The sequence below is a fragment of the Stenotrophomonas sp. PS02289 genome (assembly GCF_029960115.1).
In the GTDB taxonomy this organism is placed as follows: domain Bacteria; phylum Pseudomonadota; class Gammaproteobacteria; order Xanthomonadales; family Xanthomonadaceae; genus Stenotrophomonas.
Window position 1 is genome coordinate 1 of the sequence record NZ_JASCOZ010000092.1, and the last position, 16,986, is coordinate 16,986.

Annotated in this window: 17 protein-coding genes; 10 read left to right on the forward strand and 7 right to left on the reverse strand. The window is 66.2% G+C overall.

Translation table 11 applies throughout. The features are described from left to right. Window positions 1-128: 128 nt before the first annotated feature. The 3 genes from QMX83_RS13475 to QMX83_RS13485 are packed head-to-tail and all read left to right on the forward strand — an operon-like array spanning window position 129 to window position 3,159. A complete protein-coding gene (locus QMX83_RS13475) occupies window positions 129-770 on the forward strand; it encodes an SCP2 sterol-binding domain-containing protein (RefSeq protein ID WP_282297147.1) in 642 nt (213 codons plus the stop codon). After that, a complete protein-coding gene (gene ubiB, locus QMX83_RS13480; RefSeq protein WP_282297148.1) occupies window positions 767-2,425 on the forward strand; it encodes a ubiquinone biosynthesis regulatory protein kinase UbiB in 1,659 nt (552 codons plus the stop codon). The genes QMX83_RS13475 and ubiB overlap by 4 nt, the downstream gene beginning before the upstream one ends. After that, window positions 2,422-3,159, forward strand: a complete 738-nt coding sequence (locus QMX83_RS13485) for a pseudouridine synthase (RefSeq protein ID WP_282297149.1) — start codon at window positions 2,422-2,424, stop codon at window positions 3,157-3,159. The genes ubiB and QMX83_RS13485 overlap by 4 nt, the downstream gene beginning before the upstream one ends. Before the next feature lie 12 nt (window positions 3,160-3,171). Here the strand turns inward: QMX83_RS13485 and QMX83_RS13490 are convergent, their stop codons facing one another. Further along, window positions 3,172-3,723: a DUF2059 domain-containing protein gene (locus QMX83_RS13490; RefSeq protein WP_282297151.1), complete on the reverse strand. Its 552-nt coding sequence runs from the start codon at window positions 3,721-3,723 to the stop codon at window positions 3,172-3,174. Between the two features lie 183 nt (window positions 3,724-3,906). On the opposite strand from QMX83_RS13490, the gene arfB reads away from it, so the two are divergent. The 3 genes from arfB to dcp all read left to right on the forward strand — a co-directional run bounded on the left by arfB (window position 3,907) and on the right by dcp (window position 7,231). Beyond that, entirely contained in the window at window positions 3,907-4,338 is a 432-nt protein-coding gene (gene arfB / locus QMX83_RS13495; RefSeq protein WP_282297153.1) for an alternative ribosome rescue aminoacyl-tRNA hydrolase ArfB, read from the forward strand. Between the two features lie 46 nt (window positions 4,339-4,384). Next, a complete protein-coding gene (locus QMX83_RS13500) occupies window positions 4,385-4,945 on the forward strand; it encodes a lysophospholipid acyltransferase family protein (RefSeq protein ID WP_185750164.1) in 561 nt (186 codons plus the stop codon). A 129-nt stretch (window positions 4,946-5,074) separates the two neighbouring features. Then, a complete protein-coding gene (gene dcp, locus QMX83_RS13505) occupies window positions 5,075-7,231 on the forward strand; it encodes a peptidyl-dipeptidase Dcp (protein ID WP_282297154.1) in 2,157 nt (718 codons plus the stop codon). 315 nt (window positions 7,232-7,546) lie between these two features. Here the strand turns inward: dcp and QMX83_RS13510 are convergent, their stop codons facing one another. From QMX83_RS13510 to QMX83_RS13525, 4 genes are all read right to left on the reverse strand, one after another. Continuing rightward, the gene (locus QMX83_RS13510) at window positions 7,547-7,855 is read right to left on the reverse strand and encodes a hypothetical protein (protein WP_282297155.1); all 309 of its coding nucleotides are present in this window, start codon (window positions 7,853-7,855) and stop codon (window positions 7,547-7,549) included. Continuing rightward, entirely contained in the window at window positions 7,855-8,196 is a 342-nt protein-coding gene (locus QMX83_RS13515; RefSeq protein WP_282297156.1) for a hypothetical protein, read from the reverse strand. The genes QMX83_RS13510 and QMX83_RS13515 overlap by 1 nt, the downstream gene beginning before the upstream one ends. Before the next feature lie 428 nt (window positions 8,197-8,624). Next, the gene (locus tag QMX83_RS13520; RefSeq protein ID WP_282297157.1) at window positions 8,625-9,068 is read right to left on the reverse strand and encodes a 3-dehydroquinate dehydratase; all 444 of its coding nucleotides are present in this window, start codon (window positions 9,066-9,068) and stop codon (window positions 8,625-8,627) included. A 3-nt stretch (window positions 9,069-9,071) separates the two neighbouring features. Continuing rightward, a complete protein-coding gene (locus QMX83_RS13525; RefSeq protein ID WP_282297158.1) occupies window positions 9,072-9,482 on the reverse strand; it encodes a hypothetical protein in 411 nt (136 codons plus the stop codon). Window positions 9,483-9,685: 203 nt separating this feature from the next. On the opposite strand from QMX83_RS13525, the gene lepB reads away from it, so the two are divergent. Both lepB and QMX83_RS13535 read left to right on the forward strand, forming a co-directional pair. Beyond that, complete coding sequence (lepB, locus tag QMX83_RS13530; RefSeq protein ID WP_282297159.1) at window positions 9,686-10,312, forward strand: signal peptidase I; 627 nt, start codon at window positions 9,686-9,688, stop codon at window positions 10,310-10,312. Between the two features lie 257 nt (window positions 10,313-10,569). Continuing rightward, window positions 10,570-11,841 (forward strand): MFS transporter, encoded by a 1,272-nt coding sequence (locus QMX83_RS13535; protein ID WP_282297160.1) that lies wholly within the window; start codon window positions 10,570-10,572, stop codon window positions 11,839-11,841. On the opposite strand, the gene QMX83_RS13540 is transcribed toward QMX83_RS13535, so the two are convergent. Both QMX83_RS13540 and QMX83_RS13545 read right to left on the reverse strand, forming a co-directional pair. Further along, window positions 11,831-12,736, reverse strand: a complete 906-nt coding sequence (locus tag QMX83_RS13540; RefSeq protein WP_282297161.1) for a LysR substrate-binding domain-containing protein — start codon at window positions 12,734-12,736, stop codon at window positions 11,831-11,833. The two genes, QMX83_RS13535 and QMX83_RS13540, sit on opposite strands and share 11 nt — an antisense overlap. An 8-nt stretch (window positions 12,737-12,744) precedes the next feature. Next, window positions 12,745-13,713: a LysR substrate-binding domain-containing protein gene (locus tag QMX83_RS13545; RefSeq protein WP_282297162.1), complete on the reverse strand. Its 969-nt coding sequence runs from the start codon at window positions 13,711-13,713 to the stop codon at window positions 12,745-12,747. Between the two features lie 107 nt (window positions 13,714-13,820). Between QMX83_RS13545 and aceB the strand changes: the two genes are divergently transcribed. Both aceB and aceA read left to right on the forward strand, forming a co-directional pair. After that, on the forward strand, window positions 13,821-15,470 hold the full coding sequence (gene aceB / locus QMX83_RS13550) for a malate synthase A (RefSeq protein WP_282297163.1): 1,650 nt from the start codon (window positions 13,821-13,823) through the stop codon (window positions 15,468-15,470). 41 nt (window positions 15,471-15,511) lie between these two features. Further along, entirely contained in the window at window positions 15,512-16,804 is a 1,293-nt protein-coding gene (gene aceA, locus QMX83_RS13555; protein WP_282297165.1) for an isocitrate lyase, read from the forward strand. The last annotated feature ends 182 nt before the right edge of the window (window positions 16,805-16,986 follow it).

The window sequence follows — 16,986 nt, forward strand, 5'->3', positions numbered from 1 at the left end:
GCGTGGCTTCGACCCACCTGGCACCGCGCGCAGCCACGCAGGGCGTGGCTCTACGGCATTTCGACCGCGAGGACCGCGCCGCCATCGCCAGGCACCCGCCATTCAAGGCCCGCAGGTAGAATGGGCCCATGCCCCGCTCCCTGCTTTCCTCCCTCAAGCCGCTGGCCGGTAATGCCCTGCAACTGGCATTGAACCGCACCCTGGCGCTGGACCCGGACACCCGCCGCGCGCTGGCCGCGCTGGATGGCCGCCATATCGCCCTGACCCTGGAGTCGCCGTCGCTGGCCATGCGCATCGGCGTGGACGGCGAACGGCTCACGGTCGGTCCGGTCGATCCCGGCCAGGAGCCGGACCTGGCCGTGCGCAGCACGCTGGGCGGCGTTCTGGCGCAGCTGCCGCTGATCGCCAACGCCCGCCGCGGTGGCGATGCGCCGGCCGGGCGGGTCAAAGTATCCGGCGATGCCGAACTGGCGCGCCGCCTGCAGCAGCTGGCCAGTCGTTTCGACCCGGACTGGCAGTTGCCGTTCGTGCGGGTGTTTGGCGAAATCCTGGGCGTGCAGGTGGCCAACGCGCTGCGCTCGGCCCTGCAGCATGCGCGCCGTGGCGCGTCCGACCTGGCGCACACCGCCGCTGAATTTGTCACCGAGGAGTCGCGCGACGTGGTTGCCCGAGCTGAACTGGATGCCTTCCATGACGATGTGGATGTGATGCGTGACGACGTCGAACGCCTGGCCGCCCGTGTGCAGCGCCTGCATCAGGTGCGCGCATGAAGGCGGTGTTCCGGGCCAGCCGCATTGGCCGCGTGATCCTGCGATATCGCCTGGACGACCTGCTGCAGGGCACGCCGATGGAGCGCTGGCTGCGCCTGGCCAAGCCCTTTGTCCCGCGCGCGTCGGCCGACATCGCCGCGCAGTCGCGCGGTGCCCGCCTGCGGTTGGCGCTGCAGGACCTGGGGCCGATCTTCGTCAAGTTCGGGCAGATCCTGTCCACCCGCCGTGACCTGATTCCGGCCGACGTGGCCAACGAGCTCACCCTGCTGCAGGATCGGGTCAAGCCGTTCGACGGCGACACCGCCCAGCGCATCGTCGAAGCCGCGCTCGGTCGCCCGGTCAGCGAGGCGTTTGCCAGCTTCGACCTGCAGTCGCTGGCCTCAGCCTCGATCGCGCAGGTGCACGCGGCCACCCTGGCCGATGGCCGGCAGGTGGTGGTCAAGGTGCTGCGCCCGGATATCGAAAAGCAGATCGACGCGGATATCGCCCTGCTCAAGTCCGCTGCCGCGCTGGTCGAGCGCACCCACCCGCGCGCCGACAAGATCCGTCCGCGTGAAGTCGTGGCCGAGGTGGAAAACACCCTGGCCGCCGAGCTGGACCTGCAGCGCGAAGGGGCCAACGCCAGCGTTCTGCGCCGGTTCTGGCTCGATTCGGACGACCTGTACGTGCCCGAGGTGATCTGGAGCCACACCGCCGAGCGCGCACTCACGCTGGAACGCGTGTGGGGCATTCCGTCCGATGACATCGCCGCGCTGGACAAGGCCGGCATCGACCGCAAGGCGCTCGCGGCCAAGGGCGTGCGTGTGTTCTACACGCAGGTGTTCCGCGACAACTTCTTCCACGCCGACGCCCATGCCGGCAACATCTGGGTCGACACCGATCCCGCCCGCCGCGACAACCCGCGTTTCATCGCGCTGGACTTCGGCATCATGGGCCAGCTGTCCGAGGAAGATCAGTACTACCTGGCCGAAAACTTCATGGCCATCTTCAACAAGGACTACCGGCGCATGGCTGAGCTTCACGTCGAAGCCGGCTGGATGCCCAACAACGTGCGCATCGACGAACTCGAAGCGGCCGCGCGCTCGGTGTGCGAGCCGTACTTCACCCGTCCGCTGTCGCAGATTTCGCTGGCCGAAGTGCTGATGAAGCTGTTCCGCGTGGCCCAGCGCTACCAGCTCACCCTGCAGCCGCAGTTGATCCTGCTGCAGAAAACGCTGCTCAACATCGAAGGCGTGGGCCGCCAGCTCGATCCGCAGCTGGACATCTGGGCGGTGGCCCGGCCGGTGCTGGAGCGCATCCTGCGCGAGCGCTACAGCCCGCGCCGCGTGCTGAAGGAACTGCGCAAGCGGCTGCCGGAAATCATGACCCACACCCCGGACATGCCGCGTCTGGTGCACGCCTGGCTGAAACAGCAGGTCGAAGGCAGCCACGAGCTGTCGATGCGTTCGGTGGACCTGGTGGCGTTGAACACCAACCTGCAGAAGCTGCAGAAGCGCGCGGTCGCCGCGATTGCCGGCGTCGGCCTGCTGATCGTGGCCGCCGTGCTGTACGGCATGCAGCCGGGCGGCTGGTACTTCGGTGATGCGCCACTGCTGAGCATTGCCAGCGGTGCCGCCGGTCTGTTCTCGCTCGGTGCGGCGTGGTGGCGCCGGTGATCGCCATCGAAGACGCATCGCCTGCGGTTGAAACGCCGGTGGCACTGCCGCCGCTGCAGCTGCTGCACCTGGACGAACGCTTGGCCGTGGTCAACAAGCCGGCCGGGCTGATGGTCCACGACAGCAAGCTGGCGCGTGGCGAAGACGATTTCCTCGCCGACCGCCTGCGCGAGCAGCTCGGCAAGCCGATCTTCCTGGTCCACCGGCTCGACCGCGCCACCAGTGGCTGCCTGCTGCTGGCGTTTGATCGTGAAAGTGCCGGCACCTTGGGCAAGGCGCTGATGGGCGGCGATGTCACCAAGGACTACCTGGCGATCTGCCGTGGCTGGCCAGCGGAAGAAGCCTTCACCGTCGACCACGATCTGGACGGTGGCCCCGGCAAGCCGGTGAAGAAGCAGGCCATCACCCATTTCCAGCGCGTGGCGGTGGGCGAGATCGCGGTGCCGGTGGGTGAGTTTCCGACCTCACGTTATGCGCTGCTGCGCTGCCAGCCGCAGACCGGGCGCTTCCGCCAGATCCGTCGGCATCTCAAGCACCTGTCACATCACCTGATCGGCGACACCAGCCATGGCGATGGCCGGCACAACCGCAGCTTCCGCATGCAGGGCATTCACCGCATGCTGCTGCACGCCGAACGCCTGCGTTTCCCGCATCCGGACGGCGGGCTGATGGATGTCAGCGCGCCGGTGGATGGGGAATTCGGCAAGGCCATGGATCTGTTCGGCTGGCGGTAGGACCGCGCGTCGTCACTTGGTCGCCGGTGCCGCCTCCGGTGCCGGCGTTTCATTCACGATGGCTTCCAGATCCTTCTGCAGATCCACGAACAGCGGCTGCATGGTGTCCTGGATGGCGACCATCACGTTCTGCATCAGCGCCGGCGTCTTGTCGAGCAGGCTCTGGCCGGCCGAGCTCTCATAGAACTCGGCCATCGCCAGCACGTCTTCCTTGCTGAAGGTCTTCTTGTACAGGTCCACGTACATCGGTCGCAGCTTCTGCCACGACAATGCCTGGCGGATGGTCTGGTTGGTACGCTGCTCGATGCGCTGCAACTGTGCGCGCTGGGCCTCATCCAGCTGACGCTGCTGCGCCACCTGTTCGAACTGCTGGCGCTGCATCGCTTCAATCTGCGGCAGCATGGTGTCGAGCATGCTCTGCGCGCGCGAAGCGGCCAGCAGGCGGTTGATGTCGGCGTCGGTCGGCGGTGCGGCCAGGGCCGGCGCAATCGCGGCCATGCCCAGGGCCAGGGTCAGGGCCAGGCGGACCAGGCCACGGCGGGCCGGAAGGCGGATCAGGTTCATCTCGATGCGTCCTGCAGTACGGAAAGCCCGAGCATACCCGGCTGGCGTGCGCGGCGCGGTGGTGGCGCGCGCCGCAGATCGTGACGATAGTCACCCGGATGGGACCCGTTACCCACCCATTCGATACCAATGGCGTACGTTCCGGTCACCAAAGGCGGCGATCCAGCCTTTACAATGCCGCCCATGGGAAATGGGCCTGTCACCATCAACGCGCACCTGACGATTCCGGATTCGGAACTCGTCGAACGCTTCGTGCGCGCGAGCGGGGCCGGCGGCCAGAACGTGAACAAGGTCTCCACCGCCGTGGAACTGCGTTTCGACGTGGCCGGTTCGCCGTCGCTGCCCGAACCGCTGCGCACGCGCCTGCTGGCGCGCCGCGACCGCCGCATGACCGGGGAGGGCGTGCTGGTGATCGACGCGCAGCGTTTCCGTACCCAGGACCGCAACCGCGAAGACGCCCGCGAACGCCTGGCCGCCTTCATCCAGGCCAGCCTCAGCGTGCCCAAGGCACGCGTGGCGACCAAGCCCTCCTTCGGGGCGAAAATGCGTCGCCTGGACGCCAAGAAAGAGCGCTCGCAGATCAAACGCGGCCGCACCACACGCAATTGGGAGTGATTGCTTGAACAACCCACATTCACTGGTTCCGGCGATTCCGCCGAACATGCCGCAGGTCAAACCCAGCCGCTTCTGGCGTTGGGCGGCGCGCTGCGCGCTGCGCCTGGGCGGCTGGAAGATCCAGGGCACCCTGCCGGACGTGCCCAAGCTGGTGATGATTGTCGCCCCGCACTCGTCCAACTGGGACGGCTACTGGGGCATGGCGGCCAAGATCGCCATGGGCCTGCAGGTGCGCGTGCTGGGCAAGGCCTCGCTGTTCTGGTGGCCGTTAGGGCCGCTGCTGCGCAAGCTGGGCGTGATTCCGCTGGACCGCAGCTCACCGCAGGGCACCGTGGAACAGGCGGTGCGTCTGATCCGTGAGTCCGACAAGATGTGGTACGTGATCACCCCTGAAGGCACCCGCAAGGCGGTCGAACACTGGAAGGCCGGCTTCCTGAAGATCGCGCGCATGGCCGACGTGCCGGTGCTGGCGGCGTACTTCCATTACCCGGAAAAGATCATCGGCCTCGGTCCGGTCTTCCATTCCACCGGCGACGACGTGGCCGACATGGCCACGATCCGCGAGTGGTACCGCCCCTGGCAGGGCAAGAACCGCGGCACCGTCTGAGTCTTCACGCCGGCTCCCGGGGCCGGCACAGCCAGATGCCACGACCGGCACATGCCGGCAACGGCCAATGGGAGTAGGGTGATCGGCTGCAACTTTCTGCAGCCGCACCTCTTCCCAGGAGCCCGTTTCATGTCGCGTACCGTCATTCTGGCCGCCGCCATCAGCCTGGCGCTGGCCGCTTGTTCCGGCAAGGAGTCCACCCCCGTGACCGATGCCCAGACCCCCGCTGCCCAGCAGCCGGCCGATGCGTCCACCAACCCCCTGTTGAGCGCCAGCACGCTGCCGTTCCAGGCCCCGCCGTTCGACCGCATCAAGGACAGTGACTACCTGCCGGCCTTCAACGAAGGCATGAAGCAGCACCTGGCCGAAGTGCGCAAGATCGCCGACAACGCCGAGCCGGCCACCTTCGACAACACCATCGAAGCGCTGGAGCGCAGCGGCGAAACGCTGAACCGCGTCTCGCGCGTGTTCTTCGGCATCGTCCAGGCCGACACCAACGACGCCCGCCAGAAGATCCAGGAAGAAGTCGCGCCGAAGCTGGCCGAGCACCAGGACGAGATCAACCTCGACCCGAAGCTGTTCGCCCGCATCAAGACCATTTACGACCAGCGCGAGTCGCTGGGCCTGGACCCGGTGCAGAAGCGCCTGGTCGAGCGTGACTACCAGGAATTCGTGCGCGCCGGCGCGCAGTTGAACGACGCCGACAAGGCCACGCTGCGCAAGCTCAACGTGGAAGAAACCACGCTGGCGACCAAGTTCCACACCCGCCTGGTCGCGGCGACCGCCGCTGCCGCCGTGGTGGTGGACGACAAGGCCAAGCTGGCCGGTCTGAGCGAGGAGGAGATCAACACCGCCGCCGCTGACGCCAAGGCCCGCAACCTGGAAGGCAAGTTCCTGCTGCCGCTGCAGAACACCACCCAGCAGCCGGTGCTCGCCTCGCTGAGCGACCGCGACCAGCGCGCCGCCGTGCTGAAGGCCTCGGAAACCCGCGCCGAGCGCGGTGACGCCAACGACACCCGCGAAACCGTGCAGCGCCTGGCTCAGCTGCGTGCGCAGAAGGCCAAGCTGCTCGGCTTTGACAACTACGCCGCCTACAGCCTGGCCGACCAGATGGCCAAGACCCCGGCCGCCGCGACCAAGCTGCTGACCGACACCGTGCCGGCCGCCACCGCCAAGGCTCGCGGTGAGATCGCCGAAATGCAGAAGGTGATCGACGCCCAGAACGGCGGCTTCAAGCTGGCTGCCTCGGACTGGGACTTCTACGCCGAGCAGGTGCGCAAGGCTCAGTACGACCTCGACGAGTCGCAGATCAAGCCGTACTTCGAGCTCGACAACGTGCTGCAGAACGGCGTCTTCTATGCCGCCACCCAGCTGTACGGCATCACCTTCAAGCCGCGCACCGACATTCCGACCTATCACCCGGACATGAAGGTGTATGAAGTGTTCGACAAGGACGGCACCTCGCTGGCGCTGTTCTACACCGACTACTTCAAGCGCGACAGCAAGTCCGGTGGCGCGTGGATGGACGTGTTCGTCGAGCAGAACGGCCTGACCGGCGACAAGCCGGTGGTGTACAACGTGTGCAACTTCACCAAGCCCGCCGCCGGCCAGCCCGCGCTGCTCAGCTTCGATGACGTGACCACGATGTTCCACGAGTTCGGCCATGCGCTGCACGGCATGTTCTCGAACGTGAAGTATCCGTCCATCGCCGGCACCAGCACCTCACGCGACTTCGTCGAGTTCCCGTCGCAGTTCAACGAGCACTGGGCGCTGGACCCGAAGGTGTTCGCCAACTACGCCAAGAACTACAAGACCGGCGAACCGATGCCGCAGACGCTGGTGGACAAGATCATGAAGGCCCGCACCTTCAACCAGGGCTACGCCACCACCGAATACCTGTCGGCCGCGCTGCTCGACCTGGCCTGGCACACCCAGCCCGCCGACGCCAAGCTGCAGGACGTGGGTCCGTTTGAGGCGGCCGCACTCAAGAAGTTCAAGGTCGACCTGCCGCAGGTGCCGCCGCGTTACCGCACCACCTACTTCGACCACATCTGGGGCGGCGGCTATTCGGCCGGCTATTACGCCTATTTCTGGGCTGAGGTGCTGGACCACGATTCGTTCGAGTGGTTCAAGGAACACGGTGGCCTGACCGCTGAAAACGGGCAGATCTTCCGCGACAAGATCCTCTCGCGCGGCAACAGCGTAGAGCTGGCCGACCTGTACCGCGAATTCCGCGGCAAGGACCCGTCGGTGGAGCCGCTGCTGGTGAATCGCGGTTTGAAATAATCGCGTGATGGTTTGACACACGAACGGCGGGGGAAACCCCGCCGTTCGCGTATGTGCCTCGTTCGATATGGCTTTGGCTTTTGCTACTGCTTTCTGCTGTTGTTCTTGCTCTTGCTCTTGCTCTTGCTCTTGCTGTGGCTGTTGTTGCTCTTGCTCTTGCTCTTGCATTGGTAGCGTCGGTCGACAGACGACGGCCGTGAAACTCCCAACACCCGGTAACGCATGACCCGAATCGAAGCGACATAACCCCTCATCGGATTGAGACGGGCATGGCCCGTCTCTACGCAGGTTGGCAGGCTAAATAACAGCCTGGGGCTAGCGCCGACCAAACTTCGGGCTCGCCCACTTCTCGCGCTGCGCCCGATCCACTTCATCCTCTTCGCCGTACGCCGCCGGTCCGGTCGAAGGCTTGATCGCCTTGTTGGTCGCAATGGCTGCCTTGTTGACCGTGTTGCTCCACACGGTCAAATCCACCACATGCGGGTCGTTCTCGTAGGCAATCAGCCGGTCCACCAGCATCCGCACCAGATCTGGTGAGTGACACTTCCGACGCTTGGCGATGCCTTTCAGCCGGCAACGCATCTCGTCTTCCATCTTGAACTTGAACCACTTTGGGTTCTTCATCAGCGCCTCCGCAAGCGAGGCGGGATGTGGCTGTACGGCAGCACTTCGGTGTAGCGCACAGTGCGGTCCAGCACCTTCGGAACGTGCAGGGCGACCGGGCCATGGGGGCCGATCACGCGGTAGAGCAGGAAGCCTTCGCCGTATTCGGTGCGGATACGGGTGCCGGAACCCATGCCGACTTCGCGTAGCCAGTGGCCGCGGGACATCAGGAAGGGTGTGGTGGGATCGTCGTAGATGTCCCATGGAATGCCGTGGCCGGCGCTGGGTGCGCCGTTTTCGTTCTGGTCTTCGGGTTGTACGGATGAATCAACTGCCGGGGTGATAACCCTTCGCTTATGCATCGGATGCCCTCAACTAGGTGTGTTCCTCGCCGGGGTGGCGAGGAAGCGGTCGGGAGGTCAAAAGCCGCACACAGAGAGGCGGAGGGCGTATTCCCCATAGGAGGGTGTTGTATTAGCCACCCTCCCGACCATGGGCAAACGAACTGTATCTCTGTGTTGGAGCTTTTGTTCTCCGTCCGCGCACCATGCCGATCTGGAAATCGCATTGAAATAGGCAAAAACGACTTCTTTCGACAAATGTAGGAGTCAATGCAACTCGATGACGCAATCGCCATGATTTGATGAGAACTGCGTCCCAGAATCGGACACATCCGTCGAAATCAGGAGCGATCTGGCACCCGCATTCTTCTAACGTGATGCGCCATTCGCGAGGGTGCAGGTGTCATGTGCGTCAAATTGCGCAAAACAGGACGGCGTGCCAACCACCATTACGTCCCCACCCGATACCCGACCTCACTACATCCCAGGTGATCCAGCGCGATCTCCAGCGCATGCATGTAACTCTGCGCGCAGTACCCGTGCGCCACACCAATGCGCTCACCCACGCCCGCCGGCAGGCAATCCTCCGGCGCACGACAATCATCGTCATGCACTTCCACATAGGCGTTGTGTAGATGCGGCAGCAGTCGCTGCAGGCGCACACTGTTCACGCAGGCACCCGGATCCAGCAAGGTCACCTCACCGCGACTGTGATCCGCCACCCGCAACGCATCCAGCAATTCCTGCTCCGAACCACACGCACGAATCGCCACCGTGGTGCCGGCATCAATCGCCCGATGCACCAGCGCCTTCAATAACGGCCCCGGCAACGGCTGCGCGGTACGAATCAACTGACCAGCCGCCTCTGGACCACGAATGATGAAAATGGACATGATTCAAACTCCCGCAGCAGCAGAGAGCAGGCGACGCTCGGCAATCGCCAGCGACAACCGCCAGGCGTCATCGCGCCCGCTGCTGCAGACCACGCAGGCCACTGGGGCGTGCTGGGGATGAAGGTGGGCATCCAGCCCGTCGTCGTCATTGGCCGCCATCTCGATGTACGGCACCGGCAATGCCTCCAGCGCCGCACACAGCGCCCGACCGTGCACCGCCCATTGCGCCGGCTCGACGTGCGCCGCCTCGATCAGCACGCAGTCCGGGCGGCTTTCCCTTGCCTGGTCCAGGCAGGCCAGCAGCGCCGGGAGCGTGGCGCAGTCCTGGGAGACGACCGCGTGCCCGGCCAGCTGGGCCGGGACCAGGTCCGGCACGCCCTGCGGCGATGCCTGCCGGATCAACAGGATGGTCATGGAACACCTCGACAAAGCGCCCGTGGGCGCGGTGTCGCCACGATGCGCGCCGGCCGCATAAAGCTGCCATGCCCGGACGTGGCATGGGGCGTAAACAACGCGTAGATTCGGTACCAGAGCCACTGTGGCTTCAGCATCGGTGTTGCGGAACTTGTGCTGCGCACGCCGGGTCAGACCCTCACCTACCTGCAAGGAGCACCCGCATGACGACTTCAACCGCCAACACCGAATCCAAAGGCCTGGTCCACTGGCTGAAGAAGGAAGCCATGCCCATGGCGGTGATGCTCGGCCTGCTGCTGGCAGCCCGGGACACCCTCGCCAACCATTACCAGGTACCCAGCGGGTCGATGGAGCCCACGCTGATGCCGGGCGACCGCGTGGTGGTGGACATGCGCGCGTATGGCGTGCGCCTGCCGTTCACCAACAAGGAACTGCTGCACACCGGTGAGCCACAGCGAGGCGATGTGGCGGTGTTCAATTCGCCGCTGGACGGCACCCGGTTGATCAAGCGCGTGGCCGCCGTGGGCGGTGACCGTGTGACGCTGCGTGACGGGCATCTGAGCATCAATGGGCAGCCGCTGCGGCGTGAGGACAATGGGGCGTTGGAAGACTTCGGCAGCCGCGAGGTCAGCCTGAACCTGGATCAAGGTGGTGGCCCGGATATCGACGGCATCACCATTCCGGCGGGCAAGGTGTTGATGCTGGGGGACCACCGCGGCAACAGCGCCGATGGGCGTTATTTCGGCTTGGTGAATGCCAGTGAGGTGTATGGGAAGGGCGCGTGGGTGTATTACCGGCGCGGTGATGGGTTTACCTGGAAGTCGTTGTAACGCGAACGGCAGCCGGGCAAGCCCGGCTCTACGGGATCCCGCGCGTCAGCACGGTTGAACGGGGCACGGACCGGTTGGCCGCAGGGTGAGCCCCGGTAGCGCCGGCCGTTGGCCGGCCCACGCACGGCTCACATCGATCCATATCCATACACCAAACGTCTCAACCAAGACCAATGAGGTTATGGATCGACCCATAGCCCAGGCCTATCCTGAGCGCTGACCCCACGTACCGGCCCACCCCCACGGGCCTCGACGCCATGAACGGTGACACCGCCGCGCTGCCCAACCGCAGTGCCCCTGCTGCTTCCCCTGCGCCCAAGCGCGACCACATCGAGCAGGGCACCCCCGCCTTCCGCCGCACCGCCGTAGCGCTGTTCCTGGCCGGCTTCTCCACCTTCGGCCTGCTCTACACCGTGCAGCCGCTGCTGCCCGAGTTCACCCGCCACTTCGGCGTCTCCGCGGCCAACAGCGCCCTGGCGCTGTCGCTGAGCACCGGCCTGCTGGCGGTGTCGATGCTGATCGCCGGCCTGATCTCTGACCGGGTCGGCCGCCGCAACGTGATGATCACGGCGTTGCTGGCCTCCACCGTGCTCTCCGCCGCCAGCGCACTGGTGCACGACTGGACCACGATGCTGGTGCTGCGCGCGTTGCTCGGCATCGCCCTCAGCGGCGTGCCGGCGGTGGCGATGACCTATCTGGTGGAGGAAATGGACAGCCGCGCCCTCGGCCTGGCGATGGGCCTGTACATCGGTGGCAATGCGGTCGGCGGCATGAGCGGGCGCCTGATCGCCGGCGTGATCGCCGACCACTGGGGCTGGCGCTGGGGCATCGGCGTGGTCTCGATCATCGCGGTGGCCAGCACCGCGCTGCTGTGGATGCAGCTGCCGCCCTCGAAGCATTTCCAGAGCCGCCGCAGCGGCCTGCGTGAACTCCCCGCACGCTGGCGCACCTTGTTCGCGGACCCGGGCCTGCCGTGGCTGTTCGCCACCGCGTTCCTGCTGATGGGCGTGTTCGTCACCCTCTACAACTACCTCGGCTACCACCTGCTGGCTCCGCCATACCAGCTGAGCCAGACCGTGGTCGGCCTGATCTTCAGCGTCTACCTGGTCGGCACCTTCAGTTCGGCCTGGATGGGTCAGCAGGCCACCAAGCATGGTCGCGGCAAGGTGCTGGCGATCTGCTACGCGCTGATCGCCAGCGGCATCGTGCTGCTGGCGCTGCCGTGGCTGGGCTGCATGGCCGCCGGCATCGCACTGGTCACGTTCGGCTTCTTCGGCGGGCACTCGGTGGCCAGCAGTTGGGTCGGCAGCCGCGCCGGCATCCTGCGTGCGGAAGCGTCGGCGCTCTATCTGTTTGCCTACTACCTGGGTTCCAGCGTGGCCGGCGCGCTCGGCGGCGTGTTCTATACGCACTGGGACTGGTGGGGCGTGTGCGCCTTCACCGCCGTCCTCACCTTGAGCGGTGCCAGCATCGCGTGGCAGCTGCGTCGGCGCACGCGTCCGCAGCCGGAGCTCGCGCTCAGCCGTTGATGCCCACCTGCAGCAGGCGGGTGAAGTGGGTGATCAACGGCGAGGGGCTGCCGCGTCGGCAGGCCACATGCACTTCCGAACTGGCGGCACGATCGCTGAGCGGCACGAAGCGCGCGCCTTCCACATGGATATGGCTGCACGAGGCCGGCAGCACCGTCACACCCAGGCCCGACGCCGCTAGGCTGATCAGCGTGGACGCCTCGCCGGCCTCCTGGATGATGCGCGGGGTGAAGCCGGCGCTGCGGCACAGCGCGATGAAATGATCGTGGATGCCCGCACCCACTTCGCGCAGGAAACCCACGAACGGCTCATGCGCGAACTGACGCAGGGCAAGCGGCGTTCCTTCCGGCACCCCACGCAGCAGCGGATGCTGGTCGTTGACCACCAGCGCCAGCGGATCACTGAACAGCTTGCGCGACATCAGCGTGGTCGGCAGGGCGCGTTTACGGATCAGCCCCACGTCCAGCTCGTTGGCAACCAGCGCATCAATCTGCTGCAGGGTGTTCATCTCGCGCAGCTTCAACAGCACCTGCGGAAACTGCTGGCGATAGGCAAAGATCGCACGCGGAATCTGTGTGGACAGCGGGGTGGCACGGGTCAGGCCGATACGCAGCTCGCCGGTTTCGCCGCGCTGCGCACGCTGGGTCAGCTCGATCGCCTGGTCGACCCGCGCCAGCGCTTCGGTGGCTTGCGCCTGCAGCACGCGCCCGGCTTCGGTGAGTTCCACCCGGCGGTTGCTGCGTACGAACAGGCGCGCGCCCAGCAGCGTTTCCAGCTGGCGGATCTGCTGGCTCAACGGCGGCTGGGACATGCCCAGCCGTTCGGCAGCGCGGCCGAAGTGCAGGGTGTCGGCCACGGCCAGGAAGTAGCGCAGGTGGCGCAGTTCAATCGACATGAGCGCCTTCAGCGTTCGGAGTGACCGCTTTCATCATAGCTGCGCGGACTGAACAGGTCCGGCTGGATCAGCTCGATGAAGGCACGCGCCTGCGGTGACAGGAAGCGGCCGCGGCGCACGATCACCCCGTAGCTGCGCTCGGGGAACCAGGCGCTCATCGAGCGCGTCACCAGGCGGTCGCGGTCGGCTTCGTTCAAACACAGCGCCGGCACGATCGAAATCCCCATGCCCATCGCCACGTACTGCTTGATCACCTCCCAGCCCCCGACTTCCAGCGCCACCGTGTAGGGCATGCGCTGACGCTGGAAGACCTGGTCGACCAGCCGGTAGGTGATCTGGCGCTTGGGCGGCAGCACCAGCGGGTAGGCCGAGATCGCCTCCAGGGTCAGCTCGGGCAGCTGGGCCAGCGGGTGGTCGGGCGGGGCGATCAATACCTGCTCGAAGCGGTAGGCCGGGGCGTAGGTGAGATCGGCCGGTACTTCGGTCATCGAACCCACCGCCAGGTCGGCGGCGTCGCTGCGCAGCAGGTCGGTACCGTCGGCGCTGATCGCGTTGTGCAGGGTCAGGCGCACGTCCGGGTGGCGCTGGCGGAAGCGCTCCACGATGCGCGGCAGCAGGTACAGGATGGTCGAGCTGTTGGCGGCGATGTTGAGCTCGCCGGCGTCCAGCCCCTTCACCTTGTCGCGGAAGCTGGCTTCCAGGCCGTCCAGGCTCTCCACCAGCGGCTGGGCCATTTCGAACAGCAGCTGGCCCTCGCGACTGGGCACCAGGCGGCGGCCGCTGCGCTCGAACAGCACCACCCCCAGCTCGCGTTCCAGCGCCTGCAACTGCTGGCTCACCGCCGGCTGGCTGACGAACAGCGCCTCAGCCGCCCGTGAGACTGAGCCCAGCCGCACCACCTGGCAGAACGCCCGCAGCGGTTTCAGTCGGTCGGATTTGTAGGAAAAACGGGGACTTGCAGAGCGCGATGTGGGCATGGCGTCACGACTATAAGTTGAACTTATCCAACGCATTGCAATAACTGTTTTGTCAAATACCACACTCCGGCGCACGGTGGAGTCCACCCGCATCGCAGGAGTTGGACATGTCCGCCGTCGCCGCTTTCGCCACGCCCCAGCCCATTCCGGCCGATGCACCGGCCACCCCGGGCATCGCCCTGACCACCCAGCTGGCCGGTCAGTCCGCCCTGCTGCCGGCCGGGGTACTGGCGCTGCTGGTGTCGCTGCACCGCGCGGTGGAGCCGGAACGCCAGCGCCGCCTGCAGGCCCGCCGCGAGCGCCAGGCCCGTTTCGACGCCGGCGAGCTGCCGGACTTCCGGGCCGACACCGCGGCCATCCGTGCCGAGGACTGGCGCGTGGCCGCGATTCCGGACGCGCTGCAGGACCGTCGCGTGGAGATCACCGGGCCGACCGACCCGAAGATGGTGATCAACGCGCTGAACTCAGGGGCCAAGGTGTTCATGGCCGACTTCGAGGACTCCACCGCCCCGGCCTGGCGCAACCTGCTGGCCGGCCAGCAGGCGCTGATCGGCGCGGTGCGCGGCGACCTGACCTTTACCGGTCCGTCGGTGGACGGCAAGCCGGGCAAGCACTACGCGCTGCGCCCGCTGCAGGAGCAGGCGGTGCTGATCGTGCGTCCGCGTGGCTGGCACCTGGACGAGAAGCACGTGCGCATCGATGGTCAGCCGCTTGCCGGCGGCCTGTTCGACGCGGCGGTGTTCGCCTTCCACAACGCGCGCACCCTGATGTGCCGCCAGCGTGGGCCGTATTTCTACCTGCCCAAGCTGCAGTCGATGGAGGAGGCCGCGCTGTGGGAGACCGCGCTGTCGCACATCGAGGGCATGCTGGGTTTGCCGCACGGTCAGATCAAGGTCACCGTGCTGATCGAAACGCTGCCCGCGGTGTTCGAGATGGACGAGATCCTGCACGCGCTGCGTGACCGCATCGTGGGCCTGAACTGCGGGCGCTGGGATTACATCTTTTCGTACATCAAGACCTTCCGCGCCCACCCGGACAAGGTGCTGCCCGAGCGTGGCCAGGTGACCATGACCCAGCCGTTCCTGAAGGCCTATTCGGAACTGCTGATCCAGACCTGCCATCGCCGTGGCGCGCATGCGATGGGCGGCATGGCCGCGCAGATTCCGATCAACCACGACGCGGCCGCCAACGAACAGGCGATGGCGCGGGTGCGTGCGGACAAGCTGCGTGAAGTGACCGCCGGCCATGACGGTACCTGGGTCGCGCATCCGGCGCTGATTCCGGTGGCGCAGGCGATCTTCGACGAACACATGCCCGGCCCGAACCAGCACGGCGTGCTGCGCCGGGACGTGAAGGTCGACCGCGACGCCTTGATCGCCACGCCGGCAGGCACGATCACCCGCGCCGGTTTCGAGGGCAACGTGGAAGTCTGCGTGCGCTATCTGGCCGCGTGGCTGGACGGCAACGGCTGCGTGCCGATCCATCACCTGATGGAAGACGCGGCCACCGCCGAGATCAGCCGCAGCCAGCTGTGGCAGTGGTTGCACGTGCCGGGCCAGCACCTGGACGACGGCACCGCGATTGATCTGGCCCTGCTGGACTCGACCTTGGCGGGTTTGCCTGCGCGCCTGGGTGACCGCAGCGCGCTGCCGGGTGGGGCCCGCATCGATGAGGCGATCGCGCTGCTGGGCGAACTGAGCCGCCGTGATCAGTTGACCTATTTCCTGACCTTGCCGGCGTACGACCGGCTGGATTGAACCGTTACCCCCATCCCCATACGTTTTCCTGGAGAACCGACATGAGCAAGCTGCCGACCGCCGAACAGATCCAGCACGAATGGAACACCGACCCGCGCTGGGCCGGCATCACCCGCAACTACACCGCGGCCGACGTGGTGCGCCTGCGCGGCACGGTGCACGTGGAGCACTCGCTGGCCCGTCTGGGCGCGGAGAAGCTGTGGACGTACCTGCATGAAAAGGACTTCGTCAACGCGCTGGGCGCGCTGACCGGCAACCAGGCGATGCAGCAGGTGAAGGCGGGTCTCAACGCGATCTACCTGTCGGGCTGGCAGGTGGCGGCCGATGCCAATCTGGCCGGCCAGATGTACCCGGACCAGTCGCTGTACCCGGCCGATTCGGTGCCGGCAGTGGTCAAGCGGATCAACAATACGCTGCTGCGCGCCGACCAGCTCCATCACGCGGAAGGCAAGGACGAGATCGACTTCCTGCAGCCGATCGTGGCCGATGCCGAGGCGGGTTTCGGCGGCGTGCTCAATGCGTTCGAGCTGATGAAGGCGATGATTGAAGCGGGCGCAGCCGGCGTGCACTTCGAGGACCAGCTGGCCTCGGTGAAGAAGTGCGGCCACATGGGCGGCAAGGTGCTGGTGCCGACCCGCGAGGCCATCGAGAAGTTGAACGCCGCGCGGCTGGCGGCCGACGTGCTGGGCGTGCCGACCCTGCTGGTGGCCCGTACCGATGCCGAAGCGGCGGACCTGCTGACCAGCGACATCGACGCCAACGACCAGCCGTTCGCCACCGGTGAGCGCACCCCGGAAGGCTTCTACCGGACCCGCAACGGCCTGGACCAGGCGATCAGCCGCGGTCTGGCATACGCCCCGTACGCCGACCTGATCTGGTGTGAAACCGGCAAGCCGGACCTGGAGTTCGCGCGTAAGTTCGCCGAGGCGATCCACGCCAAGTTCCCGGGCAAGCTGCTGGCCTACAACTGCTCGCCGAGCTTCAACTGGAAGAAGAACCTGGACGACGCCACGATTGCGAAGTTCCAGAAGGAAATCGCCAGCTACGGCTACAAGTTCCAGTTCATCACCCTGGCCGGCTTCCACGCCCTGAACTACTCGATGTTCAACCTGGCGCATGGCTACGCCCGCCGCCAGATGAGCGCCTTCGTGGAACTGCAGGAAGCCGAGTTCGCCGCCGCCGACCGAGGCTTCACCGCCGTGAAGCACCAGCGCGAGGTCGGCACCGGCTACTTCGACGCCGTCACCCAGGCCATCCAGCAGGGTCAGTCCTCCACCACCGCCCTGACCGGCTCCACCGAAGAAGAGCAGTTCAGCGCCGGCCGAGCGGCCTGATCTGCGGGGTGCCGGGCAATGCCCGGCACCCTTCACGCATCTAGGCGAACAGCCGGTGCGCAGTGATTGTCTAGGTTGGCGGGTCGGGATGGGCGTTCCGGGGGACGCTGCAAGTACGTCCATGTAAGCTCGATCGCCGCATCCATGCGGCTCACGCCCCCTCCAGCCCACCCCGACCCGCC